The sequence below is a fragment of the Inquilinus sp. CAU 1745 genome, assembly GCF_039839375.1.
GTDB lineage: Bacteria > Pseudomonadota > Alphaproteobacteria > DSM-16000 > Inquilinaceae > JBDOQU01.
Map to the genome: position 1 here is coordinate 92939 of NZ_JBDOQU010000016.1, position 26171 is coordinate 119109.

Below are 26171 nucleotides of genomic sequence, written 5' to 3' on the forward strand. Positions count from 1 at the left end.
TCAGGCCTCCAGCCGCGCCTTGTCGGCTGCGTTGTTACCCTGGGCCAGCCATAGCGGATTCTTGAGGCGCGCCAGGAACGCCTCATGCGCCTTCAGCTCGTCGGCTGTCGGCGCATGGGGTCGCGGCTCCCGCCGGGGCCGCGAGACGGCGACCACCGTGACCTCCGTCTCCTCATAGATCGCGCCGCCCAGCGTCAGGCCCGGCTGGCGGCCGCCCATCAGCTCCAGATAGACCTCCGACAGCAGCTCCGCGTCCAGCAGGGCCCCGTGCAGGATCCGGTTGGAATTGTCGATGCCGTAGCGCCGGCAGAGCGCGTCCAGGCTGGCCTGCGCGCCGGGAAAGCGGCGGCGGCTGAGCGCGACGGTGTCGAAGGACCGCGCCTTGGGCAGCATCGCCAGGCCCAGCCGCCTGAACTCCGCATTGATGAACCGCATGTCGAATTCGGCATTGTGGATCACCAGCCGGCTGTCCCCGATGAAATCCAGGAACTCCCCCGCGATCTGGGCGAAGAGCGGCTTGTCCGCCAGGAACTCGTCCGACAGCCCGTGAACCGCGAACGCCTCCGCCGGCATGTCGCGCTCGGGGTTGACGTACCGGTGGAAGGTCCGGCCGGTGGGAATGTGGTTGAACAGCTCCACGCAGCCGATCTCGACGATCCGGTGGCCCTCTTCGGGGCTGAGGCCGGTCGTCTCGGTATCCAGCGATATCTCTCTCATCGTCCCCGTTCGTCCGTTTTCCGCGCGGAATCCACCATCCGCCGCAATGCCCGCCAGGTCACGGCGCGGCCGAGGCCGGTCGGAACCACGATATCGGCGCGGCGGCGCTTTTCCCGATCCGGCATCTGCCGGTCCAGGATAGCGGCCAAAAGCTCCGCCGTCATGCCCGGGCGGCCCAGAACGCGCTGCCGCTGAACGAAAGCCGGGGCGCTGACGACGGCGACGAGGCCGCACCGGCGGTCGCCGCCGGTTTCCAGCAGCAGCGGCACGTCCAGCACCGCCACCGGCGCGCCGGCGAGGGCGGCGCGGCGCAGAAACTCATCCGACCGCGCCCGGACCCTGGGATGGAGGATGGCTTCCAGCCGTTCCAGCGCCTCGGGATCGGCGAAGACTTTCCGGCCCAGCGCTGCGCGATCGACGACGCTGTCTCGCACCGCGTCGGGAAACAAGGCCGCCACGGCGGAGATCACCTCCCGGTCCCGCTCCAGCAGGGTCCGGACCGCCCGGTCGGAATCATGGACGGGCACCCCCATCCGCCGCAGCATGCGCGCGGCCGTCGTCTTGCCCATGCCGATGGAGCCGGTCAGGCCGATGATGACCATTCTTCGGGTCACGCCGCCAGCACGGCGGCGCGCAGGGCGGCGTCGACGGTGGGATCGATGCCGAACCAGGCCCGGAATCCCGGCCGCGCCTGATGGAGCAGCATGCCGAGCCCATCCGTCGCCGGATTGCCCCGCCCCCGCGCCGCTGCCAGCAACGGCGTCTCCAGCGGCGTGTAGACGATGTCCGTCACCAGCGCGTCCGTCGGCAGCAAATCCAGCGCGAGATCGAGGGGCGGCTGCCCGACCATGCCCTGGGAGGTGGTGTTGACCAGCAGGCCGGTGCCGGCCAGCGCCTCTGTCCGCTCCACCCAGGGCAGCGCCGTCACGGGACCGTCCAGCGCGTGGGCCAAAGAGCGGGCGCGGTCGAACGACCGGTTGACCAGCCGGATCTCCGGACAGCCCTCGTCCAGAAGCGCCACCAGGATCGACCGCGCCGCGCCCCCGGCCCCGACCACGACGGCTGGACCGCGAGCGATATCAATGCCGGCGGGGCGGAGGCTTTCCAGGAAGCCGAACCCGTCGGTATTGTCGCCTTCCAGCCCGCCATCCTCCCGGACCGTCACCGTATTGATCGCGCCGATCCGCCGCGCCCGGCCGGTGACGCCATCGACCAGCGTCAGCGCCGCCTCCTTGTGCGGCAGGGTCACATTGCAGCCCCGGAAGCCCAGCGCCGGAAGTCCCCGCAGCGCGTCCTCCAGCCTGTCAGGCGCGACCAGGAGAGGCACGTACGCGCCGTCCACCCCGTACCGGTCCAGCCAGTGCGTGTGCAATACGGGCGATCTGGAATGGGAAACAGGCCATCCCATCACCCCCGCCAGCGCGGACTTGCCGGTGGGACGCCTCATATGTCCAGAAGCCCCTGTACGCGCAGATAATCCAGGATCGGCAGCAGCGGCATGCCAAGGATCGTGAAATAGTCGCCGTCGATGCGGCTGAAGAGCTGCGCGCCCAGCCCTTCGAGTTGGTAGCCCCCGACCGATGTCAGCGCCGCCCCGCCGACGCGCGCCAGGTAGGAATCGAGAAAGCCGTCGCTGAAGGGCCGCATGGCGAGCGTCGCCCGGTCGGTATGGTGCCACAGCCGCTCGCCGTCCTTTACCGCCACGGCGGAGGAGACCAGGCGGTGGGACCGGCCGCGCAGGGCGGCAAGCTGCGCCCTGGCATGGTCGATGTCCGGCGGCTTGTCGAACCAGACGCCGTTGCAGTCCAGCATTTGGTCGCAGCCGATGACGAGCCGGCCCGGATGCCGGCGGCTGACCAGCCGGGCCTTCATCTCGGCCAGCGCCTCGGCGACATCCTCCGCGCCCGCCCCGTCGGCGCGGAAGGCGGCCTTCACCTCGTCCTCGTCGATCGCGGCGGGATCGACCGTCACGGCGACGCCCGCCTCCTTCAAAAGCGAGAGACGTACGCGGCTGCCGGACGCCAGGACAAGCCCCGTCATGGAGCTATTTCCACCGGCGGCGCGCCGGGCGGGCGGCGGCGGGACATGAGGGTGAAGATCTCCGCCGCCGTCTCCTCGATCGCCCGGCGCGTCACGTCGATGATCGGCCAGCCGCGCCGGTTGAAGTACCGCCGCGCCTCCATGACCTCCGCCCGCACGACCTCCGGGTCGATATAGTTGGTGGTGCCGCCCTGGTTCAGCATCTTCATCCGGTTCCGCCGGATCTGGATCAGCCGGTCGGGATCCTTGGTCAGCCCGACGATCAGCGGCTGGGCAAGCTGGTCCAACTCCGTCGGCAGCGGGACGCCCGGCACGAACGGCACGTTGGCGGCCCTCACCCCCCGGTTGGCGAGATAGAGGCAGGTCGGCGTCTTGGAAGTCCGGCTGACGCCGACCAGGATCACGTCGGCCCGGTGCAACTCCTCCGTCGATTGGCCGTCATCGTGGCCCAGCGCGAAATCCATCGCCTCCATCCGGCTGAAATAGGCCGCGTTCAGCATATGTTGGCGGCCTGGCCGGCTCTGGCTCTGCATGTTCAAATGGCGGGCGAAGGCGACCATGACGGGGTCGAGGACCGAGACGCAGGGCACGTCGTGCTGCAGGCAGATATCCTGGAGCCGTTGCCTCAGATGGTCGTCGACCAGCGTATAGACGACAATCCCGCGATTCCGCTGCACATCCTCCAGCACCAGATCGAGCTGCCGATCGGTTCGCACCAGGTTCCAGAAATGCTCCACGGGCTCCACGCCCTCGAACTGGGCAACGCAGGCGCGCGCGACGCTCTGGATCGTTTCGCCGGTGGAGTCGGAAACGAGATGGAGATGAAAGTTCTTGGATTCGATCATGGAGCCAAGTTTTACCAGCGCTCTGGGGAAAGTCTGTCCAAAAATGTGGGCAACTCCGCCGCCCGGGCCGGCCGGTCGCCAACGATCCCCGCTGGGACGGAAAGCGCGGACTTCATCTTCCACCCGTGGACAAAGATCGCTGCTTGGCCCGCCACAGCGGGAGTGACGTTCGGACGCGATACCTTTTCCCGGCGATTCAGGTCCTTCCGCCTACCGCTTTTGCTCGCAATCCACGGGGTTATCCACAGAGGTGGCCAAACAATCCACCGGTCGAGGATAAGTGTGTGGACAATCCGGCGGCTTCCGGTGATCCCCGGGTTTCACAGCCATCCACCACTACCACAACCCTATTCCTCTTTAATGTGAAGGAGGAGTGTCGTACCCCTTGGCCGCCGATCGCGAAGACCCGGACACCGTTCGAATGACCTCCAAACCCTTCCTCCGCGCCCTCAATGGCGAACGCCTTCCCAGCCCCCCCTTCTGGCTGATGCGGCAGGCCGGCCGCTATCTTCCGGAATACCGGGCGGTCAGGGCGGAGGCGGGAAGCTTCCTCGATCTCTGTTACAACCCGGCTCTCGCGGCGGAGGTGACGTTGCAGCCGATCCGGCGCTTCGGCATGGATGCGGCCATCCTCTTCTCCGACATCCTGGTCGTGCCCCATGCGCTGGGCCAGCCGCTCCGCTATGTCGAGGGCGAAGGCCCGAAACTGGACGCGGTGACGAGCGCTGGCGATGTGTCACGGCTGAAGGACGACCGGCTGCACGAGGTGCTGGCGCCGGTCTATGAAACGGTGAGGCGGGTCCGGGCGGCCCTTCCCGACGAGGTCGCGCTGATCGGCTTCGCCGGCGCGCCCTGGACCGTCGCCAGCTATATGGTGGAAGGGGGAGGCAGCCGGGATTTCGCCGCCGTCAAACGCTTCGCCTATCAGGATCCCGTGGGCTTCGGGGCGCTGATCGACCTTCTGGTGACGGCGACTGTCGGCTACCTAGCGGCCCAGGTCGAGGCGGGGGCGGAGGCGCTGCAGCTTTTCGATAGCTGGGCGGGCGTCCTGCCCGAATCCGCCTTCGCCCGCTGGTCGATCGCGCCGACGCGGCGAATCGTCCGGGGGCTCCGCCAGCGGGGCGTGACGGTCCCCATCATCGGGTTTCCGAAGGGAGCAGGCGCGCTTTACGAACGTTATGCGACGGAGACGGAGGTGACGGCCATCGGGCTGGACACCTCCGTCCCGCTGGGTTGGGCCGTCGACCGCCTGCAATCGCGGATGCCGGTTCAGGGCAATCTCGACCCCGTGATGCTGATGGCCGGCGGCGAAGCTCTTGAGGCGGAGGCGAAAGCCATCATCGAGGGGCTGTCCGGCGGACCCCACATCTTCAATCTTGGCCATGGCGTGCTTCAGCACACCCCGCCGGAGCATGTCGGGCTGCTGGCCGACCTGATCCGGGGCGCGAACCCGGCCTAGCTCAGCCGATCCAGCCGGAAAGCTCCCGGCGGACGACCCGTTCGATGGCGTCCATTCCGTCGGGACTGTCGTTCAGGCACGGTATCCGGGCGAAGCGTTCGCCGCCGGCTTCCAGGAACAGTTCCCGGCCGGCGATGCCGATCTCCTCCAGCGTCTCCACGCAGTCGGCGACGAATCCCGGCATGACGAGGGCGACCCGCCGCACGCCGCTTTCGGCCAGGCGCTTCAGTGTCTCGTCGGTGTAGGGTTTCAACCATTCCTGACGGCCGAAGCGCGACTGGAAGGTGAGTTGCAGGCGCCTTTCGTCCCAACCCAGCCTTTCGCGCAGCAGGCGCGCGGTCTTCGCGCATTGGCAATGGTAGGGATCGCCTCTCAGGAGGTAATCCTTCGGCAGGCCGTGGAAGGACGCCAGCACCACTTCCGGCTCCCAGTCCAGCCCGGCGAGATGGGTTTCCACCGATCGCGCCAGGGCGTCGATATAGGCCGGATCGTCGTGATAGGACCCCACGGTCCGGATCGCCGGCTGCCAGCGCATCTTCTTCAGCGCGTCGAACGCCTTGTCGTGGACGGTGGCCGTGGTGGCGGCGCTGTATTGCGGGTAGAGCGCGAAGAGGAGGATCCGGCGGCAACCGGCTTCGATCAGCGCCTTCAGCCGCTCCTCGATCGACGGCGCGCCATAGCGCATCGCCCAGTCCACTCTGACCTCGCCTTCCAGCCTTTCGCTGAGCGCTTCGCCTTGGCTTCTGGTCACGGTCAGGAGCGGGGATTCGTTTTGCTCCCGGTTCCAGATGGCCTCATAGGCCTTGCCGCTGCGCGACGGCCTGGTCGTCAGGACCAGGCCGTTGAGGATAACTTTCCACAGGATCGGATTCATCTCTATGACGCGGCGATCGCTGAGGAATTCCTTCAGATAGCGGCGCATCGGCCAATAGGAGGTGCCGTCGGGCGTTCCCAGATTGACCAGCAGGACGCCGGTTCCGTCCGGCGCGATCCGCGGGTGGTCGGCGGGCCGGGAATTTTCTGGCGGTGCGGCAAGGGAGGACATGGCGTTCAGGGGGCAATTTCGGTTATGACTTGCCGCCTATATAGCGCGGATCGGCCCCGGGACGATGCGGCGCTGTAAAATCCGGCGGGACAGGGAGTCGCAGTCATGGCGGGTGATCTCTACAGTTGGGTCAAGGCTTTCCACGTCATCTCCGTGATCGCCTGGATGGCCGGCATGCTCTACCTGCCCCGGCTCTTCGTCTATCACTGTCAGGTCGCGCCGGACTCCGAGGCCGCCGGCAAGTTCGTCGTGATGGAACGCAGGTTGCTTCGCGCGATCATCAATCCGGCCATGGCGGCGACATGGATCCTCGGCATCGCGATGATCGTGATGAACACCGCCCTTCTGGAGCAGGGATGGCTGCATGTGAAGCTGGCCTGTGTCCTTGTATTGAGCGGCATCCACGGCTTTCTTTCCGCGCGCCGCAAGGATTTCGAGGCCGGAAAGAACACGCGATCGGAACGATTTTACAGGATCGTCAACGAGGTTCCGGCCCTTCTGATGGTCGTCATCGTCATCATGGTGATCGTCCGCCCGTTCTGAGCGCGGACGTCACGGCGCTGCCCGGCCGAGCAGCGCGATCGCTTCGTTGAGTTGCGCCATCCGCGCCGCGTCGCCGCCGGGCCGGTCGGGATGGAAAATCAGCGACAAGGCCCGGAACCGCGTTTTCTGGGCGGGACGATCCGGCTTTGCGGAAGGCGGGAATCCCAGAACGTAGAGCGCGTCCCGCGCGGTTCTGACGCCGCCGGGCAGGAGGTCGAACGCCAGAACCGCCCGGTCCCGGCGCAGATCGGCCGCTTCCGCCCGCGCCTCGGCCACCGCTTCCTCAAGCGCCGCCAGCGGGTCGCGCTCCTCCACGGCCAGGCGCAGGGCGAGCAGCCGGCGGATCGCCGGCGATGAAAGCCCGTCCGGCAGCCGGAGCTGGAGGCGCGGCTTGCGGCGCATCGTCCGGCCCCGACGGGGGCCGCGGCGCAGCCGTATCTCCTCACGGTCGCCGCGCTCCGCATCGCCGGGATCGGCCAGTCGCTCGGCCCGGTCGACGCCGAGGCAGATGGCCTCCCGCGCGAGCCCGGACAGGGTGGCGCCCCGCCGGCGCGCCAGGTCGGTCACGGCGTCGCGGAAGCGGGAGGAACAGGGGACGACGTAGGATTTCATCATGGACCGGGAGTTTCCCCCACACCCGGTTACCAACAGGTGAAATGGGAGGATCGGGATAGATTGACTTGCCAAGGCCGTTTCGGTAACCATCTGCAAGTCTTGATGGTCGGTCGCTGGCTTCGATCCCAACGACTCGCGGCGTTTCAACCACCGCGGGCAGCCGCTACCGACCCCTTTCCCCAACCTGCCATGCCTTCACGGGCGCCAACGAACCCGGCATCGGGACCCCCTAATGCATCTGCAAGAGCTTAAGAACAAATCGCCAGCCGATTTGCTGGCGTATGCCGAAGAATTGGAGATCGAGAACGCCAGTAACCTGCGAAAGCAGGATATGATGTTCGCGATCCTGAAGCAGTTGGCCGATAACGACGTCGCGATCTTCGGATCTGGCGTTCTTGAGGTTCTGCCGGATGGATTTGGTTTCCTTCGGTCTCCCGAAGCGAATTATTTGCCGGGGCCGGACGACATCTATGTATCGCCGAACCAGGTGCGGCGGTTCGGCCTGCGGACAGGCGACACGGTCGAAGGCCAGATCAGGGCGCCGAAGGATGGCGAGCGCTATTTCGCCCTGACCAAGGTCAACACGATCAATTTCGAGGATCCCGACCGGGTCCGCCATCGGATCAATTTCGACAATCTGACGCCGCTCTACCCCGACGAGCGGCTGGCGATGGAGGTCGAGGATCCGACCAAGAAGAACTTCACCTCCCGGATCATCGATCTGGTATCGCCGATCGGCAAGGGCCAGCGCGCGCTGATCGTCGCGCCGCCCCGCACCGGCAAGACGGTGATGTTGCAGAACATCGCCAACTCGATCTCCACCAACCACCCCGAAGCCTATCTGATCGTCCTTCTGATCGACGAGCGGCCGGAGGAAGTGACCGACATGGACCGGTCGGTGAAGGGCGAGGTCATATCCTCGACCTTCGACGAGCCGGCTGTCCGTCACGTCCAGGTGGCGGAAATGGTGATCGAGAAGGCCAAGCGCCTGGTCGAGCACAAGAAGGACGTGGTGATCCTGCTGGATTCGATCACCCGCCTCGCCCGCGCCTACAACACCGTCGTCCCGTCCTCCGGCAAGGTGCTGACCGGCGGCGTCGACGCCAACGCCCTGCAGCGGCCGAAGCGCTTCTTCGGCGCGGCCCGGAACATCGAGGAAGGCGGCAGCCTGACCATCATCGCCACGGCGTTGATCGACACCGGCAGCCGCATGGATGAGGTGATCTTCGAGGAGTTCAAGGGCACCGGCAATTCCGAGCTGATCCTCGACCGCAAGATCGCCGACCGCCGGACCTTCCCGGCCATCGACATCGGCAAGTCCGGCACCCGGAAGGAAGAGCTGCTGGTCGATCGCGGCGTGCTGAGCAAGATGTGGGTCCTGCGCCGCATCCTGATGCCCATGGGCACCACCGACGCCATGGACTTCCTGCTGGACAAGCTGAAGCACACGAAGACCAATTCGGACTTCTTCGACAGCATGAACCAATAGGTGCGGAACTTGAGGCCCCGGCTCAGACGAACCGGGGCCTTTTCGTTACGGGATCAGGATCGTCGATCCTGTCGTCCGTCGGCCTTCCAGCGCTCGATGCGCCTCCGCCGCGTCCTTCAGCGGGAACTCCTGGCCGATATCGATCTTCACCGCCCCGCCGGTCACCACTTTGAACAGGCTCTCCGCGCTGGCCAGCAGGTCCGGCCGCTTCGCCGTATAGGTGAACAGGGTCGGGCGGGTGATGAAGAGAGAGCCCTTGCTGGCGAGCAGGCTGAGGTCGAAGGGTGGGACGGGGCCGGACGCCGCGCCGAACAGCACCATCATGCCGCGCGGCGACAGGCAGTCGAGCGAGCCTGAGAAGGTATCCTTGCCGACGCCGTCATAGACCACCGGCACGCCCTCGCCGCCGGTGATGTCCTTGACCGCCTTCGTGAAATCATCGGTCTTGTAGAGGATTGGATGGTCGCAGCCATTGGCCCGCGCCAGTTTCGCCTTTTCCTCCGACCCAACGGTGCCGATCACCGTCGCGCCGATATGCTTCGCCCATTGGCAGAGGATCAGCCCGACGCCGCCGGCCGCAGCATGGACCAGGATGGTCTGACCCCGTTTGACGGGGAAGGTCGATTCCAGCAGGTACTGCACCGTCATGCCGCGCAGCATCATGCCTGCGGCCTGCTTATCGTTGATGCCGTCCGGCAGCTTCACCAGCCGGTCGGCCGGCATCACCCGTTCCTCCGCATAGGAACCCGGCGGGCCGCCGGCGTAAGCGACGCGATCACCCGCCTTGAGATCCGGCACATCCGGCCCCACCTCGGTCACCACGCCCGCGCCCTCCATGCCGATGCCCGCAGGCAGCGGCAGCGGGTAGAGGCCCGTCCGGTGGTAGGTGTCGATATAGTTGACGCCGACGGCGCCGTGCCGGACCCTCGCCTGTCCCGGCCCGGGAGAACCTGGATCGACCTCGTCCCAGTGAAGCTGTTCCGGACCGCCGGTCTGATGGATGCGGATCGCGTGGACCATGTCCTGTTAATTCCGTTCTATTGCAGGTTCGACTTGAAGAATTCCGCCGTGCGCCGGTTGGCAAGCTCGGCCGCCTCGGCGTCATAATGCTCGCCGCCGACGCGGGCGAAAGCATGGTCCATTCCGGGATAGGAATGAAGCGTCACTTTCGGCAGGTCGCCCAGCGCGGCCTCGATCCTGGCCCGGGCCTCCGGCGAGGAGAACTTGTCCTTCTCCGCGACATGGAGCATCAGCGGCTTCCGGATGTTGCCGGCTTCGTCCAGCATCGTTTCCAGCGAGACGCCGTAATAGCCGACGGAGCAATCGACATCCGTCCGCGTCGCCATCAGATAGGCGAGCCGCCCGCCCAGGCAGAAGCCCACCGCACCGACCCTGCCGTTGCAGCCCGGATTCTCCCGCAGATGGGCGAGCGTCACCGCAAGGTCCTGGACGCCCTTGTCGATATCGAACCCCTGCATCAGCGAGAACGCCTTGTCCCATTCCTCCTTGCTCTGGTCGGTGATGTCCACGCCCGGCTCCTGCCGCCAGAACAGGTCGGGACAGATGGCGAAATAGCCTTGCTTCGCCAGGGCGTCGCAGGTATCGCGCATCACCTTGTTGACGCCGAAGATCTCCTGGATCACGACGACGCCCGGCCCTTCATCGCCTTCCGGCGCGGCCAGGTAGGCGGAGAACTGTCCGCCATCGGCGGCATCGATCATTACCTTGGTCATCTGGTTCCTCTCCTGTTGCTGGGCTGGGAATGTTCAGGCGACCGGCTGGCCTTCATGGGCCAGAAGCCATTTCTTGGTGTCGAGCCCGCCGAACCCCGACCACCCGCCGATCAGGCCGCCCGCGCCGACCACACGGTGGCAGGGCACCACCAGCGCCAGCTGGTTCCGGCCGCAGGCGACGCCGACGGCGCGGGGCGCGGTTTCCAGCCCCCGGGCGATTCCACCGTAGCTCGCTCTCTCTCCGAACGGGATTTCCGCGATCATATCCCAGACGCGGCGCTGGAAGGCCGATCCCGCCGGCGCCACCGGCAGGTCGAACCGCTTCAGCTTCCCGTCGAAATAGGCCGCGATCTGCCGCTCGGTCTCGTCCAGCAGCGGCGATCGGCGATCCTGGTGCTCGGCCTCGATGCCCCAATCGATCGCGACCAGCGCGCCGTCGCGCTCCGTCACCGTAAGCAGGCCGATGGGCGCCTTCAGCGTGCGGCTCGTCAATGCGGCATCTCCGTCAGGAGGCTTTCCAGCCCGGCCGCCTCGGTCGTCGGCGGCGAGCAGGTCATTCCGCGGCAGACATAGACCGTCGGCCGCCCCTCGACCATCCGCTTTCCGGCCGCCGGATGTCCCGCCGGCAGCGGCTCGTCCGGCTTCGGCGTGACGATCACACTCGCCGGTGGTGCTAGATCGAGCGCCATGCGATGAAGATCCTCAGATTCGCCGACAATGACGATCTGGAGAGGATCGTCCAGCCAGGCGAGATTGGCCAGGAACGACGCCAGCGGGAAGACGTTGCGCTCAATCTCTCCGCCAAAGGCGGCGGCCAGCGCCTCGGCGCGATCGGCATAGGCGGTATCGCCGGTCAGCAGCGCCAGGCGGGCCAGCACGCCGATCATCGTACCGTTGCCGGAGGGAACCGCGCCGTCATGGGCGGTCTTCGGCCGGACGATCAGCGGATCGGCATCCGCGGCCGTCTGGAAATAGCCGCCATTCGCGGAGTCCCAGAACCATCGGTCCAGGATTTCGACCCATCGGGCGGCATCGTCGCGATAGGCCTTCTCGCCTGTCGCCTCATGCAGGGCAAGGGCCGCATCGGCCATGTTGGCGTAGTCCTCCAACTGTCCCGTATGAGCCGCCCGGCCGGCCCTGAAGGAGTGGCGGAGACGTCCGTCTTCCGACATGGCCTCCTTGACGAAGGCAAAGGCTCTCGCGGCGCGCTCTATCCAGAGCCTCTCCCCGAGCGTCCGGCCGGCGCGGGCCAGCGTGGCGATCGCAAGGCCATTCCAGTCCGCCAGCACCTTGTCGTCCCGCGCCGGCCATACCCGCCGGTCGCGTGTCTTCTTGAGCCGTCGCCGGCAGTTGGCGAGCAGCGCCTCGGCCCGATCGTCAGTCGACGCGGGCGCGCGGCGGCGGTTGAGGATCGTCCAGCCTTCCCAGTTGCCTTCCTCGGTCACATCGTAATATTCGGCGAACAGAGGCGCGTCCTGCCCCAGCACGGACTCCACCTCTTCCGCCCGCCAGACATAGAAGCGCCCTTCCTCCCCCTCGCTGTCGGCATCGAAGGAAGCGGCGAACGCGCCGCCTTCGGCCGACATCTCCTCGATCAGCCATGCCGCGGTTTCCCGGATGCGGGCCTCCAGCAGCGGCAGCCGTGTGCGCCGCCAGACCTGGACCATCAGATCCACCAGCAGCGCGTTGTCGTAGAGCATCTTCTCGAAATGGGGGACCAGCCACTCGCGATCTGTGGCGTAGCGCGAGAAGCCGCCCCCCAGATGGTCGTAGATCCCGCCCTGGCACATGGCAGTCAGCGACAGCACGACCGCCTCCTTCATGCCGGCGTTTTCCGTCCGCAGGCCGGTCTGCCAGAGCAGGCGCAGGATTTCGGTATGGGGGAATTTCGGGGCCTGGCCGATGCCGCCATGGAGAGTGTCGATCTCCTCCAGGAATCGCGCGGCGCAGCGTTCGACGATCTCCCGTGACGGCCGGTCGCCGCCCTGGTTGACGTTCAGCTTCTCCAGCCCCGCCTGGAGCGCCTTCACATTCTGCGAAACGGCGTCGGCATCGTCGGCGTAGGTCGAGGAAATCAGTTTCAGAACGTCGGGGAATCCCGGCCGACCCCAGCGCCCGGTTGGCGGGAAATAGGTGCCGCCCCAGAAGGGCTCGCCCTTTGGAGTCAGGAACATGGTCAGCGGCCAGCCGCCCTGCTGTCCCAGCATCGCCAGCGCCGCCTGGTAGATATGGTCCAGGTCCGGACGCTCCTCCCGGTCGACCTTGATGTTGACGAAGCGCTCGTTCATCAGCCGCGCGATCTCAGGATCGCTGAAGCTTTCATGGGCCATGACATGGCACCAGTGACAGGCGGCATATCCGATCGACAGCAATATCGGCTTGTTCGAGCGGGCCGCCTCTTCCAGTGCCTCGGCGTTCCAGGGCCGCCAATCGACCGGATTGTCGGCGTGCTGGAGAAGATAGGGGCTCGTCTCGCCGGCAAGGGCGTTCACGGCGGCGTTGGTCGAAGCATTCATGGTCTGGCGACTTCCGGCTCTTCGGACTCCTCTATAGTGTGGCCCTGCGGGCGGATCAGCCCAACCCCCTTTCGACGAGACCCTTGGCCAACCTTCGACAACCGGCGGGAGAACGACAGTGAAAGTCACCATCGATATCGATTGCACGCCGGAAGAGGCGCGCGCCTTTCTGGGGCTTCCCGACGTGAAGCCGATGCAGGACGCCATGATGGCGGAGCTGACGGACAAGATGCGGGAGAACCTCTCCGCCATGGACGCCGATTCGCTGATGAAGACCTGGCTGCCGGCCGGTCTGCAGAACTGGGAGCAGCTTCAGAAGGCATTCTGGGGTCAGGCCTCCGCCGGCAAGTCCTCCGGTTCGGACAAGAGCTAGCGGTCGGCCTGGGTATGGCCGACACGATCTATGCGGTCTCCACCCCGCCGGGCCGGGGCGGGGTCGCGATCATCCGCGTCTCCGGTCCTGATGCCGGTGTCGCTCTCGACGGTCTCGTCGCCGGGAGGAGGCCGCGTCCGCGGGTCGCGACACTGGGCGCTCTCCGCCACCCGCGGACGGGAGAGCTGCTGGACAAGGCGCTGACGCTCTGGTTCCCGGCCCCCGGAAGCTTCACCGGAGAGGACGCGGCGGAGCTTCACCTGCATGGCGGACGCGCCGTCGTGGATGGCGTGCTGGAGGCGCTCTCGTCGTTCCCCCGTCTGCGGGTCGCTGAGCCCGGGGAATTCACCCGTCGCGCCTTCGCAAACGGCAAGATGGACCTGACCGAGGCCGAGGGGCTGGCGGATCTGATCGATGCGGAGACGCAGGCGCAGCGCCGCCAGGCCCTGGACCAGATGGGCGGGGCGCTGGGCCGTCTCTATGAGGGCTGGCGGCGGGGGCTGATCCGGGTGCTGGCCCATCTGGAGGCCGACCTGGATTTCCCGGACGAGGATCTTCCCGAGGACGTCGCCGATCAGGTCCGCCCGAAGATCGTGGAGTTGCTGTCGGCGATCGAGGCCCATCTCGCCGACAACCGCCGGGGAGAGCGGCTGAGATCGGGAGTGCAGATCGCCATAGTGGGGCCGCCCAATGCCGGTAAGTCGAGCCTGCTCAACGTGCTGGCGCAACGGGATGTCGCCATCGTGTCGGAGGTCGCGGGAACGACGCGGGACGTGATCGAGGTTCATCTCGACCTCGGCGGCTATCCGGTGATCCTGGCGGACACCGCCGGGCTGCGGGAGACATCGGACGCGATCGAGGATGAGGGGGTGCGACGAGCCCTGCACCGCGCCGAAGCGGCGGACCTCAAGCTCATCCTGGTCGACGCGCGGGAGAGCCTCCCCCGCTCCATTGGCGATCTGGCCGGCGACGGCGCCATCATCGTCTTCAACAAGACGGATCTGCTGCCGGATTACGAAGCGCCCCTTTCGGGCGCGTTGGCGGTATCCGTGCGGACCGGCGACGGATTGCCGGAACTGCTGGCTTTGTTGGAGAAGAAGGTTGCGGCCGCTATCGGCGGACCGGATATCGCCCTCACCCGCGCCCGCCATCGGGAGGCGCTGGAGGATTGCCGCTCCCACCTCGCCCGCGCGCTTGAGGCGGCGCTGCCGGAGTTGAGCGCGGAAGATGTGAGGCTGGCGACCCGCGCGCTGGGCCGCATCACCGGCAAGGTTGATGTCGAGGATCTGCTGGACGTGATCTTCCGTGATTTCTGCATCGGAAAATGAGCGATGTTTCACGTGAAACGTGACGGGCCGCTTTGACTTGACGGGCTGACGCTCCTAAATTCCGCGCCATGAAGAGCTATGACGTCATCATCGTGGGCGGCGGCCATGCCGGATGCGAGGCTGCGGCCGCATCGGCGCGGCTTGGTGCGGCCACCCTTCTGGTGACCCATCGCATCGACACGATCGGTGAGATGTCATGCAACCCTGCCATCGGCGGGCTGGGTAAGGGCCATCTGGTGCGGGAGATCGATGCGCTCGACGGGCTGATGGCTCGGGCGATCGACGCCGCCGGCATCCAGTTTAGAGTGCTGAACCGGAGCAAGGGCCCCGCCGTGCGCGGCCCCCGCGCCCAGGCGGACCGGAAGCTGTACCGGCAGGCCATGCAGCGCCTTCTGCGCGAGCAACGGAATCTCGACATCCTCGATGGCGCCGTGGAGGACATCCATCGGTCGGAGAATGGCGCCGCCGCCGGCGTGATCCTGGAAAATTCGGAGATCATCCGGTCCAGCGCGGTGGTGCTGACCACCGGCACCTTCCTGGGTGGGTTGATCCATCTGGGCGAGGAGAGAATTCCGGCGGGCCGCGTGGGCGAGGCCCCGTCGATCGGCCTGTCGCGCACCCTCCGCAGCGCCGGCTTTGCGATGGGCCGGCTCAAGACCGGCACGCCGCCCCGCCTCGACGGAAGGACGATCGCGTGGGATCGGCTGGAGAGCCAGCCGGGGGATGATCCTCCCCAGCCCTTCTCCACCATGACCGACCGCATCGCCACGCCGCAGATCGAATGCGGCATCGCCTATACGACGCCGGCGGTCCACGACATCATCCGCGAGAATCTTCATCGGTCGCCGATCTATTCCGGCCAGATCGAAAGCATCGGCCCGCGCTACTGCCCCTCCATCGAGGACAAGATCGTCCGGTTCGCGGACAAGTCGCGCCATCAGATCTTCCTGGAGCCCGAGGGGCTGGACGATCCGACCGTCTATCCCAACGGAATTTCGACCTCCCTTCCCCGCGACGTGCAGCTTCGGCTGGTCCGCGCGATCGAGGGGCTGGAAGAGGTGGAGATGATCCGGCCCGGCTATGCGATCGAATATGACTATATCGACCCGCGTGAGCTGGGACCGACATTGCAGACGCGGCGACTCCCCGGCCTGTTTCTCGCCGGGCAGATCAACGGCACGACCGGCTATGAGGAAGCGGCCGCCCAGGGCGTTGTCGCCGGGTTGAATGCGGCCCTGCTGGCGGAGGGTCAGAGCCGGACCTTCACGCTGGATCGATCGGAAGCCTATGCCGGCGTCATGATCGATGATCTGATTTCGCGGGGAGCGCTGGAGCCCTACCGCATGTTCACGTCACGCGCCGAGTACCGGTTGGTGCTGCGCGCGGACAATGCCGATCAACGCCTCACCGCGCGGGGGCGGGAGATCGGCTGCATCGGGGACGAAAGATGGGCGCGCTTCTCCCTAAAGCGGGACGCGCTGTCGCGGATGCGGTCCCTGCTCGCCTCCGTCAGCCTCACCCCCGCCGAGGCGGAACGGCGAGGGCTGGCGGTGAACCAGGACGGGCAGCGGCGAACCGGCCTTGACCTCCTGCGGCTGCCGGATGTGACCGTCCCTCGCCTGGCCGCGGTTTGGCGGGAGTTGGCGGCGTTCGAACCGGAGATTGCCGAGCAGACGGAAATCGAGGCCCGCTATTCCGGCTATCTGGATCGGCAGCAGAGGGATATCGACGCCTTCCGCAAGGATGAATCGCTCTTGATTCCCGATAGCCTGGATTACGCCGCCGTCGGCAGCCTGTCCAACGAGGTTCGGCAGAAGCTTGAGGCCAGTCGCCCCCATACGCTTGGCGCGGCAGCGCGTCTGCCCGGTGTGACTCCCGCTGCCCTAATCGCCCTTCTGAAACATGTGAAGCGGCGGGATGACCGACTCAGCGCCTGACCTTCTTGATGCCGAGGGATTCCGCCGCCTGACGGACGTTTCACGTGAAACGCTGGAGCGACTGGAGATCTACGCCAGCCTGCTTCGGAAATGGCAGCCAAAGATCAATCTGGTGGGCCCGTCCACGGTGGCCGACCTCTGGCGTCGTCATATGCTGGATTCCGCCCAGCTCCTTCCCCTCATCCCGGACAACGCAAAGCGTCTCGCCGACATGGGTAGCGGCGCGGGCTTCCCGGGGCTGGTGCTGGCGATCATGGGCTTTCCCGAAGTGCATTTGATCGAAAGCGACGGGCGCAAGGGAGCCTTCCTGCGGGAAGTTTCACGTGAAACAGACGCTCCCGTCACGCTCCACTCCATGCGCATCGAAGCGGCTCCGCCGCTCCAGGCCGATGTCGTGACGGCCCGGGCGTTGGCCCCGTTGAACAAGCTCCTGGTAATGGCCCACCGGCTGCTCGCCCCCAACGGGATATGCCTCTTCCCAAAGGGACAAGATGTAGCGAAGGAATTGACCCTCGCCACTAAAGATACGATGATGGATATAGAGTCCGTACCCAGCGCCACGGACGCTTCCGCAACCATTCTGCGCATCAAGGGGCTGTGCCGTGCCTGACACCGCTACGCCTACCATTCCTTCCGCCGCCCGGTTCCTGATCAAGAACGATACCCGCGTGATCGCGATCGCGAACCAGAAGGGCGGCGTCGGCAAGACGACCACCGCCATCAATCTGGGCACCGCACTCGCCGCCTGCGGCAAGCGGGTCCTGATCATCGATCTCGATCCCCAGGGCAACGCCAGCACGGGGCTCGGCGTCCCGAGGGCGCAGCGTGGAAAAGGCTCCTACCAGCTCGTCTTCGGGGAAATCGACGTCCGAACCGACGCTACGGCCTCGTCGGTTCCCGGACTCAGCCTCATCCCCTCCTCGGTGGATTTGTCCGGCGCGGAGATAGAGCTGGTGAATGCGGAGCGGCGGGAATACCGGCTTCGCGAGGCGCTGCGCCAGACGCCGTCCGGTTTCGACTATGTGCTGATCGATTGTCCGCCGGCGCTGGGGCTTCTCACCTTGAACGCGCTGGTGGCGGCCGATTCGGTCCTGGTGCCGCTGCAATGCGAATTCTACGCCCTCGAAGGGCTGAGCCACCTTCTCCGCACGGTGGAGCGGGTGCGTCGGGCCTTTAACAACAATCTCGATGTCCAGGGCGTTGTCCTGACGATGTTCGACAAGCGGAACAACCTTTCCGACCTCGTCGCCCAGGATGTCCGCAGCCATTTCGGAACCAAGGTCTATGAGACGGTGATTCCCAGGAACGTCCGGGTCAGCGAGGCGCCGTCGCACGGCAAGCCGGTGCTGCTCTACGATCTGCAATGTTCGGGCTCCCAGGCCTATGTTCATCTGGCGAGCGAGGTTCTCCGGCGCGAACGGAGGCTGTCGGCGTGACCGGCGAGGATCAGGGACGCCGCCGCACCAATCTGGGCCGGGGACTCGATGCGCTGTTCGGGGAGGAGGGCGACGGCTATGGCCCGCTCGACCGCCTGCGGCAGACGCGCACCGTCCCGATAGAGCATCTTGTCCCCAACCCGCATCAGCCGCGCCGCCGGTTCGATGAGGAGGCGCTTCAGAATCTGGTCGATTCGGTTCGAGAGCAGGGGGTTCTCCAGCCGATTCTGGTGCGGCCGATCGCCGGGGACGATTCACGCTATGAGATCATCGCCGGCGAACGCCGCTGGCGGGCGGCCCAGAAAGCGCAGCTTCACGACGTTCCGGTCATCGTCCGCGAGCTGTCGGATCTCGAAGCCCTCCAGATCGCGATCGTGGAGAACGTCCAGCGGTCCGACCTGACGCCGCTGGAGGAGGCCGAAGGCTATCGCCGGCTGATCCAGGAATTCAGCTACACCCAGGACGATCTGGCCAAGGCGGTGGGCAAGAGCCGGAGCCATATCGCCAATACGCTAAGGCTGCTGGACCTTCCCGAGCGGGTGCGCGGGCTTCTTCATGAAGGCCAGCTCACCGCCGGCCATGCCCGCGCGCTCCTGGCCTGTCCCGATCCGGACGCCGCGGCGCGGGAGGTCGTGAGCCGCGGGCTCAATGTCCGGCAGACCGAGGCTCTCGCCCGCGACGGCGCCGCGCCCAAAGCGCGCTCCGGCTCCGGCAGCGCAAAAAGTTCGGCCCCTCCAGTCCCCCGAAAGGCGCTGGAGACGGGGGAGGCGGAAAAACACGCCGATATCGTCGCCCTGGAGCAGGAGATGTCCAATCTTCTCGGCCTGCGCGTCTCGATCCAGACGGAAGATGGCGGCAGCCAGGCCGGCTCGCTCTCGATCCACTACCGCACACTGGAGCAACTCGACGACGTCCTCCACCGCCTGAGCCACGGCAGCCGCGGCGCGCCGGGGTAGGGGGAATGTCATTCCAGCGGAGGCTGGAATCCATAGGCTCTCGCCGCTTCACTGACGGCAAAGGAAAAGGCGCGATCCTGGCTTCCATCGACACCGTATGGATGCTGGATCAAGTCCCATAGGCGCTAACTTTGGGGCAGTGAGCATCAGAGCCACCCTCACCCTCCCACTGCTTCGCGGTGGGCCCCTCCCTCTCCCGCAAGCAGGAGAGGGGAAAATTACGACCAAAGTTAGCGCCTATGGGATCAAGTCCAGCATGACGGGTTTAGGAATAGTTCTGATTTCAGAACAAATCTACCGCCCTGCCAGGCTCGATATCTGCAGGAATGCCCGGGCGCAAAGGATTTCCGCCGGCATTCCGGTTCTCTTACAGTCCATTTCGGTATCGATCAGACGCCGTAGCGCGTCGCCCAGGCGCTCCGGAGCCCAGCGGCGGAGTTGGGAGCGGAAGCGCGGCTGCACCTTGAAGAAGACCGGCGGACGCAGCCCCGCCATCGCCTGGTCGGCCGTCTGGCCGGATTTGACCGCGCCGGCGGCGGCGTGAAGCCGTCCGAAATGACGCTGGGCCGCCCTCAGCAGGCTGATCGGCGATTCACCTTCCGCCAGCAGACGCTGCACCGCCCCGTCGACCCCCGCCCGGTCGCCGTCGGCCATCGCCAGAACCAGATCATCCATCGTCCTGGAGGACGCATCGCCCAGGCAGGCCGCCACATGCTGGGCGGTGATGGTCGTTTCGGGCTGGACGTAAAGCGCCAGCTTCTCGATCTCCCGCCGGGCGAGCTGCCGGTCGGGCGGCAGCAGGGACATAAGGGCATCCTCCGCCCCATTTTCCAGCGTCAGCCCCGCCTCCCGCGCGACCGTTCGGGCAATCAGGCCGATATCTCCGCCTTCCGGCAGGTAGCACGGCAGGGCCGCCATACGGTCGCTCTGCTCGGCGAGCTTCCGCAGGGCCGAGCTTTTGCCGAGATCGCCGGCCTCCAGGACGATCAGCGTGTCGGAATCCGGGCTGTCCAGCACCAGGCGCATCGCGGCGGCCGCGCCATCGGTTGTATCGCGCACCCTGACGGCACGCCGCCCGCCGGTGAGGGAACGCGCTGTCGCCTCATCCACCAGCCGGACGGGGTCCTTCATGATCTCCGGGCCCGTCAACTCCGACAGACGGAAGGGGTCGTCCTCTCCGCCCAGCACGCCGGCGACAAGGACCTGGGCGCGTTCCCGCGCCGTGCCGCTGTCGGGGCCGTAGATGAGGATGGCGCGGATTCCGGCCGCCGGACGGGCGACGAAGGCGTCGACCTTCGAGGCCGAGATCTTCACCAGTCCGGTCCCTACGTCTCTCGGGTGAAATGAAGCGCCAGGCGCGTGCGGATGTCCTCGCTCAACTGACGAAGGGCGCGCTCGCGGGCCGACCGTTCGGCGCTCAGCGTCGCAAACTCGTCGTCCAGCACGTTGTAGCTGGTGATCGAGGTGATAGAGCCGGATGTCACGCGCTCGCCGGCGACCGTGTTCAGCGTGTAGGTCGCCGTCACCCGCAGGTTGGACCGGGTCCGAGTGGCGTCGTCCTGGATGCCGAGATCCTGCCGCGCCTCGCTGACATTGACGCGCAGGCTGTATTCCGGCGAATCGGGCTGCCCGGACGGGTTCAGGCTCTGGAGAAGGTAGTTGCGCAGGATCTGGCCGCGCCGATCGGGGATGATCTCCACCTTCACGGCGGCCAGCTCCTCGCTGACCGCGACGCCCGACTGGGTTTCGGCGTAGAGCGGCTGGTAGCCGCAGCCGGCCAGTTCCACCAGGCAGAAGAGGATCGCCAGCGGGCGCAGCAGGTCAGACAACAAGATTCACCACCCTGTTCGGCACGACGATGACCTTCCGGACGGTCGACCCGTCCAGCGCGCGCTGGACCGACGGATCGTCCAGCGCTGTTCGTTCCGCGATATCGCGGGCGACATCCCTCGGCAGCGCCAGCGTGGTCCGCAGCTTGCCGTTCACCTGGATGGCGACCGTCACGGTGTCGTCCACGGTCAGCGCCGGGTCGAAGGCAGGCCACGGGCTTTCCGACACCGGCGCGGCATGACCCAGCGCCTGCCACAGCTCCTCGGCCAGATGGGGCATGATCGGGCCGATCAGCAATACCGAAGCCTCCAGCGCTTCCCGATAGGCCCAGCCGTCGCCGTCTCCGGCGGGCGTGAATTCGCCGATCGCGTTGGTCAGCTCCCGGATGCGGGCGACCGCTCGGTTGAGCCGGAAATTCTCCAGATCCTCATCGACGCCCTGGATGGTCTTGTGCACCTTCGACCGCAGCGCCTGCGCGGGCTGGGAGAAGCGATCCGGCTTCGGCGCGCCGGCGGGGGGAAGGGCCGCCAGCCCGTCATCGACCAGCCGCCACAGGCGGTTGGCGTAGCGCCAGGCGCCCTCGATGCCGGCATCGGTCCATTCCAGGTCCCGCTCCGGCGGGCTGTCGGACAGCAGCAGCAGCCGGGCCGTGTCGGCGCCGTACGATTCCACCACATGCTCAAGCCCGACGACATTCTTCTTGGACTTGCTCATCTTCTCCAGCCGGCCGCGCTCAACGGCCGCGCCGTCGGACAGGCGGACGGCGGCGTCGCCCTGCAACTCCACTTCTTCCGGATAGAGCCAGGTCCCGTCCGGCGCGCGGTAGGTCTCGTGGACGACCATGCCCTGGGTCATCAGTCCGGCGAAGGGCTCGTCGACGCCCAGATAGCCGCAATGCCTGAGCGCGCGGGTGAAGAAGCGGGAATAGAGCAGGTGCAGGACCGCATGCTCGATGCCGCCGATATACTGGTCGACCGGCATCCAGTAATCCACGGCCGCCCCGTCCAGCCCTTCCTCGGCATGGGGCGAGCAGAAGCGCGCGAAATACCAGGAGGATTCGAAGAAGGTATCGAACGTGTCCGTCTCGCGCGTCGCCTTCCCGCCGCAGGTCGGGCAGGCGACATGCTTCCAGGTCGGGTGATGGTCCAGCGGATTGCCGGGACGGTCGAAGGAGACGTCGCGCGGCAGTTCCACCGGAAGCTGGTCTTCCGGCACCGGGACCATCCCGCAGGAGTCGCAATGGATGATCGGGATCGGACAGCCCCAATAGCGCTGGCGGGAGACGCCCCAATCGCGCAGCCGGTAGCGTACGGTCGCCTCGCCCGCGCCGCGTTCCTCGACGGCTGCGATGGCGATGTCCTTGGCTTTCGAGACGCTGAGGCTTCTCCCGTCGGTCAGGCTGCCCAGATCGTAGCCGTACGTGCCGCCGTCCGTATCGGAGTACGCGGTAACGGAGACATGCAGCCGCCCATCCTGCTCCGGGGCACGGTCAAAGGCGGCGCGCTCGCTCTCCGGCAAGCCGGCGTAGGCCTCATCCGTCAGCACGCCTGAGCCTTCCGGCCACAGGACGGGCTTCACCGCCAGCCCGTACTTGCGGGCGAAATCCAGGTCCCGCTGGTCATGCGCCGGGCAGCCGAAGATAGCGCCGGTGCCGTAATCCATCAGCACGAAGTTGGCGACATAGACCGGTAGCACGATGGACGGGTCCAACGGGTGGACGACCCGGAGGCCGGTATCCATGCCGCGCTTCTCCGCCGTCTCGATCGCCTCCTCGCTGGTGCCCATCCGCCGGCATTCGGCGATGAACTCCGCAAGCTCGGCGTTGCCGGCCCCGGCCTCGTCCGCCAGCGGATGATCGGGCGAAATGGCGCAGAAGCTGGCGCCGAACAGCGTATCGGGTCGGGTGGTGAAGACTTCCAGCGAATCAGCACGCCCCTCGAAGGGAAAGCGTACGGTCGCGCCGACCGACCGGCCGATCCAGTTCTCCTGCATCAGGCGCACCCGCTCGGGCCATCGGTCCAGCCCCTTCAGCGCGTCGATCAACTCATCGGCATATTCGGTGATTCGCAGGAACCATTGGGTGAGCTGCCGCTTCTCCACCAGCGCGCCCGACCGCCAGCCTCGGCCCTCGATCACCTGCTCGTTGGCCAGCACGGTGTTCTCAACCGGGTCCCAATTGACCCAGGATTCCTTCCGATAGGCCAACCCCGCCTTCAGGAAGTCCAGGAACATCCTCTGTTCATGGCGGTAATAGTCCGGCGTGCAGGTGGCGACCTCCCGGTCCCAATCGTAGGACAGGCCGATCAGCTTCAACTGCTCCCGCATCACGCGGATGTTCTCGAACGTCCAGTCGGCCGGATGGACCTTGTTGGCGATCGCCGCGTTCTCCGCCGGCAGGCCGAAGGCGTCCCATCCCATCGGATGCAGGACGTTGAAGCCCTTGGCCCGGCGGTAGCGGGCGACCACGTCGCCGATGGCGTAGTTCCGGACATGGCCGACATGCAGCCGTCCCGACGGGTAGGGAAACATCTCCAGCACGTAGTATTTCGGCCGGCCGGGATCCTCCGTCGCGGTGAAGCTGCCGCGCCGGGCCCATTCCGCCTGCCATTTCGCTTCCGTTTCCCGGAAATTATACCGCGCCATCTCTATCGCCGCCCTGGTCCCTCTAAGTCCGGCCCGAACATACCAGATTGCCCGTTGAAATCATTCAACTTCGGCCGTCCCACCCGTCATTCCAGCCCTTTTCCAGTCATTCCAGCGAAAGCTGGAATCCATGGGCCGGCGCCGCTTCGCTAGCGGCGAAGAACCGGGTGCCGTCCGTGGCGTTATCAATGCCGTATGGATGCTGGATCAAGTCCAGCATGACGTTTTCCTTTTCTGGTCATTCCAGCGAAGGCTGGAATCCATAGGTCCGCGCGACTTCACCGGCGGCGACGAACCGACCGGCGTCCCGACGGCCTCAACTCCCCATGGATGCCGGATCAAGTCCGGCATGACGACAATTGCGCCTCATCCTGAGCCTGTCGAAGGATGCGGGCCGGATGCTTCCGACAAGCCCGCCTTGAGGGAAAGCGAAAATCTCCCCGCGTAGGCAAATGTCGGCTTTTGTGGGCTTTCGTCCTCAGGAGGCCGCGCCGGAGGCGACGCGGAACTCACGCGCGCGGCTGAGGATCGTGTTCTCGAACGCGCGCTCGGTCTCCGCGTCCACGGGCGCGTCGACCCAGCCGCCGGTCGCGTCGCGGGACTGGCGGAAGATGGAGACTCGCACGCCATCGGAACGGAGCTGCCGGCCCAGGATGTAGATATTGACCTTGAACCGCTCGTTCGGCGTCTCGGGCGCGGTGTACCAGTCGGTCAGGATGACGCCGCCGAACGGGTCGGCCGATGTGACCGGCATGAAGGATACGGTGTCCAGCGAGGCGCGCCACAGGAAGCTGTTGACGCCGATGCCGGAGCCCGGCTGCTGCTCTTCGTCGCCATCGCCGCCGAACAAAGTCAGCCCGTCCTCGCCCAGGATCGACTGTCCGTCATGGAGCCGCGCCATCTGGCGGTCGTAATGGTCGCCGGTCGGGATGTCGAGCGGCTCGTTCGTGCCGCCGCACGCCGCGAGCGCGAGCAGGGAGACGGCGAGGACGATAGAGAGGCGAGCTTTCATCATGGGATGACGATCAAGCAAAAAAAAGAGGATGGCGCAAGCGCCATCCTCTCCTTACCCGCCGAAACGGGGAACTTAGGCCTTAGTCTTAGAAGGCCACCGAGGTGCCGATGATGAACACGGTCGCCTCGTTGTCGGCCTCATACGGCGTAGCTTCCGCGTCCACGAAGGACACGTCGCTGTAGACCGTCAGGCCCGGGGCCAGGGCGTATTCGGCGCCGACGGTGTAGATGTCGGTGCCGGCGTCGCTGCCGTCCTCGAAGTCACGCTCGTCGAACGCGGCGCTGGCGCCGACGGTCCACGGGCCGGTCGTGTAGGCCGCACCGACCTGCCAGGTCTCCTGCTCGTCGAGCCCAGTCGACGCGAACAGAGGATCAGTAGAGTCCAGGCCGTTGTCCACGGTGGCCGGCGTATCGGTCAGCGCGACATAACCAACGCCGAAGGTGAAGCCGCCGAAGCCGACACTCACACCGGCGTCGTAGCCATTATAGTCGTCACCTGCGTCACCCGAAGCCGTCACATAGCCAGCGCCGAGGGTCAGGTCAAAGCCGCCGAAATCGCCATTGTACGCGCCGCCGATCTCGATGGCGTCGCCGAGCTCGTTGCTACGATCGCCGATGCCGTCCTTGCCTTCGCCGGTCGGGGTCGGGGCATAGCTGATGCCGGCCTGGAAGCCGCCGAAGTTCGGGGTCAGGTAGTGGATCTTGGTCGAGTCGCTGTTGAGCCCGTCATCGGCGTCATACAGGTACGAACCGGCGCTGCCGACCGTGTAGGCGCTGTAGTTGCCGTCGTAACCGCCGGAAGCGACGGTCGGGGCGGCGACCATGAAGTTGGCGACCGGGCCTTCCTTGTCGCCGAGGCGGATCTGGCCGAAACCACCGCCGATGTAGAGATACTGCTCGTCGATCTCGATGTCGTCGCCATCGCCGCCGGAACCGCCAGCGGAAATGTCGTCCATTTCGATCTCGGCGCCGTACTCAAGGCCGTTGTCGGCCACGCCGTCGGCGTTGAACTGGATCACGCCGTCCTGGCGGAAGTCGTGATCACGCTCCGCGCCGCCGTCTTCGTCCTCGTCCACATAACCGAACTCGAACTGGGTCGAGCCGGTGATGGCGAGCTCGAGCTGCGCGAACGCCGGGCTGGCCAGCAGGCCGAAACCGACGATGGCGCTCGTCCCCAAAAGAACCTTCTTCATACCTTCAACCTCCTGAAACGGCCGGGTGGGCCGTGATTGGTCAAATGCAGTCGACGCAACATCCTTATCGGATGACCCCATGCGCCAATCGCATTTGAAGCGTATACGCGGTGCGGAGCGGGGTGACAACGACGAAAGTGGCGCGAATGACACAAAGCCTCCACATTGTGTCGTATCGGCAACAGTTTCGCGTAAGAGGTTGAAAGGGCGGGAAGAAGGGCGGATGCCGACCTTCTTTTCCTTGCTGGTCATGCTGGACCCCGATCCAGCATCCATACGGGTGTCGATGGCGGGCGAGACCGCGCCCGGTTCTTCACCGCCGGCGAAGCGACGAGGGCCCATGGATTCCTGTGTGTTGGATGGTTGCTATGATGGGAGCGGGAAGGAGGCCGTTGGATTCGAGGTCGCCCGATCGGTAGACCGTATGCTGGCCTGGCCCCTTCCCGCTCGTCTTGCACC

The 26171-nt window shown here is 66.2% G+C and carries 26 protein-coding genes; 10 read left to right on the top strand and 16 right to left on the bottom strand.

The features are described 5' to 3' along the window. From dnaQ to AAFN89_RS17100, 5 genes are read right to left on the bottom strand one after another with little or no spacing between them, the layout of a single operon-like run. The gene (gene dnaQ, locus AAFN89_RS17080) at nt 1-717 is read right to left on the bottom strand and encodes a DNA polymerase III subunit epsilon (protein ID WP_347540419.1); all 717 of its coding nucleotides are present in this window, start codon (nt 715-717) and stop codon (nt 1-3) included. After that, complete coding sequence (coaE, locus tag AAFN89_RS17085) at nt 714-1319, bottom strand: dephospho-CoA kinase (RefSeq protein ID WP_347540420.1); 606 nt, start codon at nt 1317-1319, stop codon at nt 714-716. Before coaE ends, dnaQ begins: the two co-directional genes overlap by 4 nt. An 8-nt stretch (nt 1320-1327) precedes the next feature. Next, nucleotides 1328-2164, bottom strand: a complete 837-nt coding sequence (locus tag AAFN89_RS17090) for a shikimate dehydrogenase (protein ID WP_347540421.1) — start codon at nt 2162-2164, stop codon at nt 1328-1330. After that, entirely contained in the window at nt 2161-2757 is a 597-nt protein-coding gene (locus AAFN89_RS17095; protein ID WP_347540422.1) for a Maf family protein, read from the bottom strand. Before AAFN89_RS17095 ends, AAFN89_RS17090 begins: the two co-directional genes overlap by 4 nt. After that, on the bottom strand, nt 2754-3602 hold the full coding sequence (locus AAFN89_RS17100) for a pyruvate, water dikinase regulatory protein (RefSeq protein ID WP_347540423.1): 849 nt from the start codon (nt 3600-3602) through the stop codon (nt 2754-2756). Before AAFN89_RS17100 ends, AAFN89_RS17095 begins: the two co-directional genes overlap by 4 nt. 421 nt (nt 3603-4023) lie before the next feature. Between AAFN89_RS17100 and hemE the strand changes: the two genes are divergently transcribed. Next, nucleotides 4024-5061, top strand: coding sequence for a uroporphyrinogen decarboxylase (hemE, locus tag AAFN89_RS17105; RefSeq protein WP_347540424.1), 1038 nt, complete (start codon nt 4024-4026; stop codon nt 5059-5061). A 1-nt stretch (nt 5062) separates the two neighbouring features. Here hemE and hemH read toward each other — a convergent pair whose 3' ends face one another. Beyond that, complete coding sequence (gene hemH / locus AAFN89_RS17110; RefSeq protein ID WP_347540425.1) at nt 5063-6106, bottom strand: ferrochelatase; 1044 nt, start codon at nt 6104-6106, stop codon at nt 5063-5065. Between the two features lie 105 nt (nt 6107-6211). On the opposite strand from hemH, the gene hemJ reads away from it, so the two are divergent. Then, nucleotides 6212-6649 carry a protoporphyrinogen oxidase HemJ gene (gene hemJ, locus AAFN89_RS17115; RefSeq protein WP_347540426.1) on the top strand — a complete coding sequence of 146 codons (438 nt, stop codon included), beginning with the start codon at nt 6212-6214 and terminating at the stop codon, nt 6647-6649. A gap of 9 nt (nt 6650-6658) precedes the next feature. Here hemJ and AAFN89_RS17120 read toward each other — a convergent pair whose 3' ends face one another. Then, nucleotides 6659-7264, bottom strand: coding sequence for a J domain-containing protein (locus AAFN89_RS17120; RefSeq protein ID WP_347540427.1), 606 nt, complete (start codon nt 7262-7264; stop codon nt 6659-6661). A 232-nt stretch (nt 7265-7496) separates the two neighbouring features. Between AAFN89_RS17120 and rho the strand changes: the two genes are divergently transcribed. After that, nucleotides 7497-8753 (top strand): transcription termination factor Rho, encoded by a 1257-nt coding sequence (gene rho / locus AAFN89_RS17125; RefSeq protein WP_347540428.1) that lies wholly within the window; start codon nt 7497-7499, stop codon nt 8751-8753. Nucleotides 8754-8798: 45 nt separating this feature from the next. On the opposite strand, the gene AAFN89_RS17130 is transcribed toward rho, so the two are convergent. Genes AAFN89_RS17130 through AAFN89_RS17145 form a run of 4 tightly spaced genes read right to left on the bottom strand, consistent with a single transcriptional unit; the run spans nt 8799 to nt 13002 of the window. Continuing rightward, nucleotides 8799-9773 carry a quinone oxidoreductase gene (locus tag AAFN89_RS17130; protein WP_347540429.1) on the bottom strand — a complete coding sequence of 325 codons (975 nt, stop codon included), beginning with the start codon at nt 9771-9773 and terminating at the stop codon, nt 8799-8801. Between the two features lie 17 nt (nt 9774-9790). Continuing rightward, nucleotides 9791-10486, bottom strand: a complete 696-nt coding sequence (locus AAFN89_RS17135) for a dienelactone hydrolase family protein (RefSeq protein ID WP_347540430.1) — start codon at nt 10484-10486, stop codon at nt 9791-9793. Between the two features lie 33 nt (nt 10487-10519). Beyond that, entirely contained in the window at nt 10520-10978 is a 459-nt protein-coding gene (locus tag AAFN89_RS17140; RefSeq protein WP_347540431.1) for a methylated-DNA--[protein]-cysteine S-methyltransferase, read from the bottom strand. Further along, complete coding sequence (locus tag AAFN89_RS17145; RefSeq protein WP_347540432.1) at nt 10975-13002, bottom strand: thioredoxin domain-containing protein; 2028 nt, start codon at nt 13000-13002, stop codon at nt 10975-10977. The genes AAFN89_RS17140 and AAFN89_RS17145 overlap by 4 nt, the downstream gene beginning before the upstream one ends. 118 nt (nt 13003-13120) lie before the next feature. On the opposite strand from AAFN89_RS17145, the gene AAFN89_RS17150 reads away from it, so the two are divergent. The 6 genes from AAFN89_RS17150 to AAFN89_RS17175 all read left to right on the top strand — a co-directional run bounded on the left by AAFN89_RS17150 (nt 13121) and on the right by AAFN89_RS17175 (nt 19032). Then, the gene (locus AAFN89_RS17150) at nt 13121-13375 is read left to right on the top strand and encodes a DUF6489 family protein (protein WP_347540433.1); all 255 of its coding nucleotides are present in this window, start codon (nt 13121-13123) and stop codon (nt 13373-13375) included. Nucleotides 13376-13389: 14 nt separating this feature from the next. Beyond that, nucleotides 13390-14703, top strand: coding sequence for a tRNA uridine-5-carboxymethylaminomethyl(34) synthesis GTPase MnmE (mnmE, locus tag AAFN89_RS17155; protein WP_347540434.1), 1314 nt, complete (start codon nt 13390-13392; stop codon nt 14701-14703). 68 nt (nt 14704-14771) lie between these two features. Next, nucleotides 14772-16640 carry a tRNA uridine-5-carboxymethylaminomethyl(34) synthesis enzyme MnmG gene (gene mnmG, locus AAFN89_RS17160; RefSeq protein ID WP_347540435.1) on the top strand — a complete coding sequence of 623 codons (1869 nt, stop codon included), beginning with the start codon at nt 14772-14774 and terminating at the stop codon, nt 16638-16640. After that, a complete protein-coding gene (gene rsmG, locus AAFN89_RS17165) occupies nt 16621-17250 on the top strand; it encodes a 16S rRNA (guanine(527)-N(7))-methyltransferase RsmG (RefSeq protein WP_347540436.1) in 630 nt (209 codons plus the stop codon). Before mnmG ends, rsmG begins: the two co-directional genes overlap by 20 nt. 37 nt (nt 17251-17287) lie before the next feature. Continuing rightward, the gene (locus tag AAFN89_RS17170) at nt 17288-18076 is read left to right on the top strand and encodes a ParA family protein (protein ID WP_347540446.1); all 789 of its coding nucleotides are present in this window, start codon (nt 17288-17290) and stop codon (nt 18074-18076) included. Continuing rightward, the gene (locus tag AAFN89_RS17175) at nt 18073-19032 is read left to right on the top strand and encodes a ParB/RepB/Spo0J family partition protein (protein WP_347540437.1); all 960 of its coding nucleotides are present in this window, start codon (nt 18073-18075) and stop codon (nt 19030-19032) included. The genes AAFN89_RS17170 and AAFN89_RS17175 overlap by 4 nt, the downstream gene beginning before the upstream one ends. A 294-nt stretch (nt 19033-19326) precedes the next feature. Here the strand turns inward: AAFN89_RS17175 and holA are convergent, their stop codons facing one another. From holA to AAFN89_RS17200, 5 genes are all read right to left on the bottom strand, one after another. Further along, nucleotides 19327-20346: a DNA polymerase III subunit delta gene (holA, locus tag AAFN89_RS17180; protein WP_347540438.1), complete on the bottom strand. Its 1020-nt coding sequence runs from the start codon at nt 20344-20346 to the stop codon at nt 19327-19329. 11 nt (nt 20347-20357) lie between these two features. After that, on the bottom strand, nt 20358-20864 hold the full coding sequence (gene lptE, locus AAFN89_RS17185) for an LPS assembly lipoprotein LptE (RefSeq protein ID WP_347540439.1): 507 nt from the start codon (nt 20862-20864) through the stop codon (nt 20358-20360). Continuing rightward, nucleotides 20854-23505, bottom strand: a complete 2652-nt coding sequence (leuS, locus tag AAFN89_RS17190) for a leucine--tRNA ligase (RefSeq protein ID WP_347540440.1) — start codon at nt 23503-23505, stop codon at nt 20854-20856. Before leuS ends, lptE begins: the two co-directional genes overlap by 11 nt. 478 nt (nt 23506-23983) lie before the next feature. Next, nucleotides 23984-24520, bottom strand: a complete 537-nt coding sequence (locus AAFN89_RS17195; RefSeq protein ID WP_347540441.1) for a DUF3576 domain-containing protein — start codon at nt 24518-24520, stop codon at nt 23984-23986. 85 nt (nt 24521-24605) lie between these two features. Beyond that, the gene (locus tag AAFN89_RS17200; RefSeq protein ID WP_347540442.1) at nt 24606-25712 is read right to left on the bottom strand and encodes a porin; all 1107 of its coding nucleotides are present in this window, start codon (nt 25710-25712) and stop codon (nt 24606-24608) included. 223 nt (nt 25713-25935) lie between these two features. Between AAFN89_RS17200 and AAFN89_RS17205 the strand changes: the two genes are divergently transcribed. Beyond that, nucleotides 25936-26171, top strand: a 236-nt coding sequence (locus tag AAFN89_RS17205) for a hypothetical protein (protein WP_347540443.1), incomplete at its 3' end; no start/stop codon positions are given.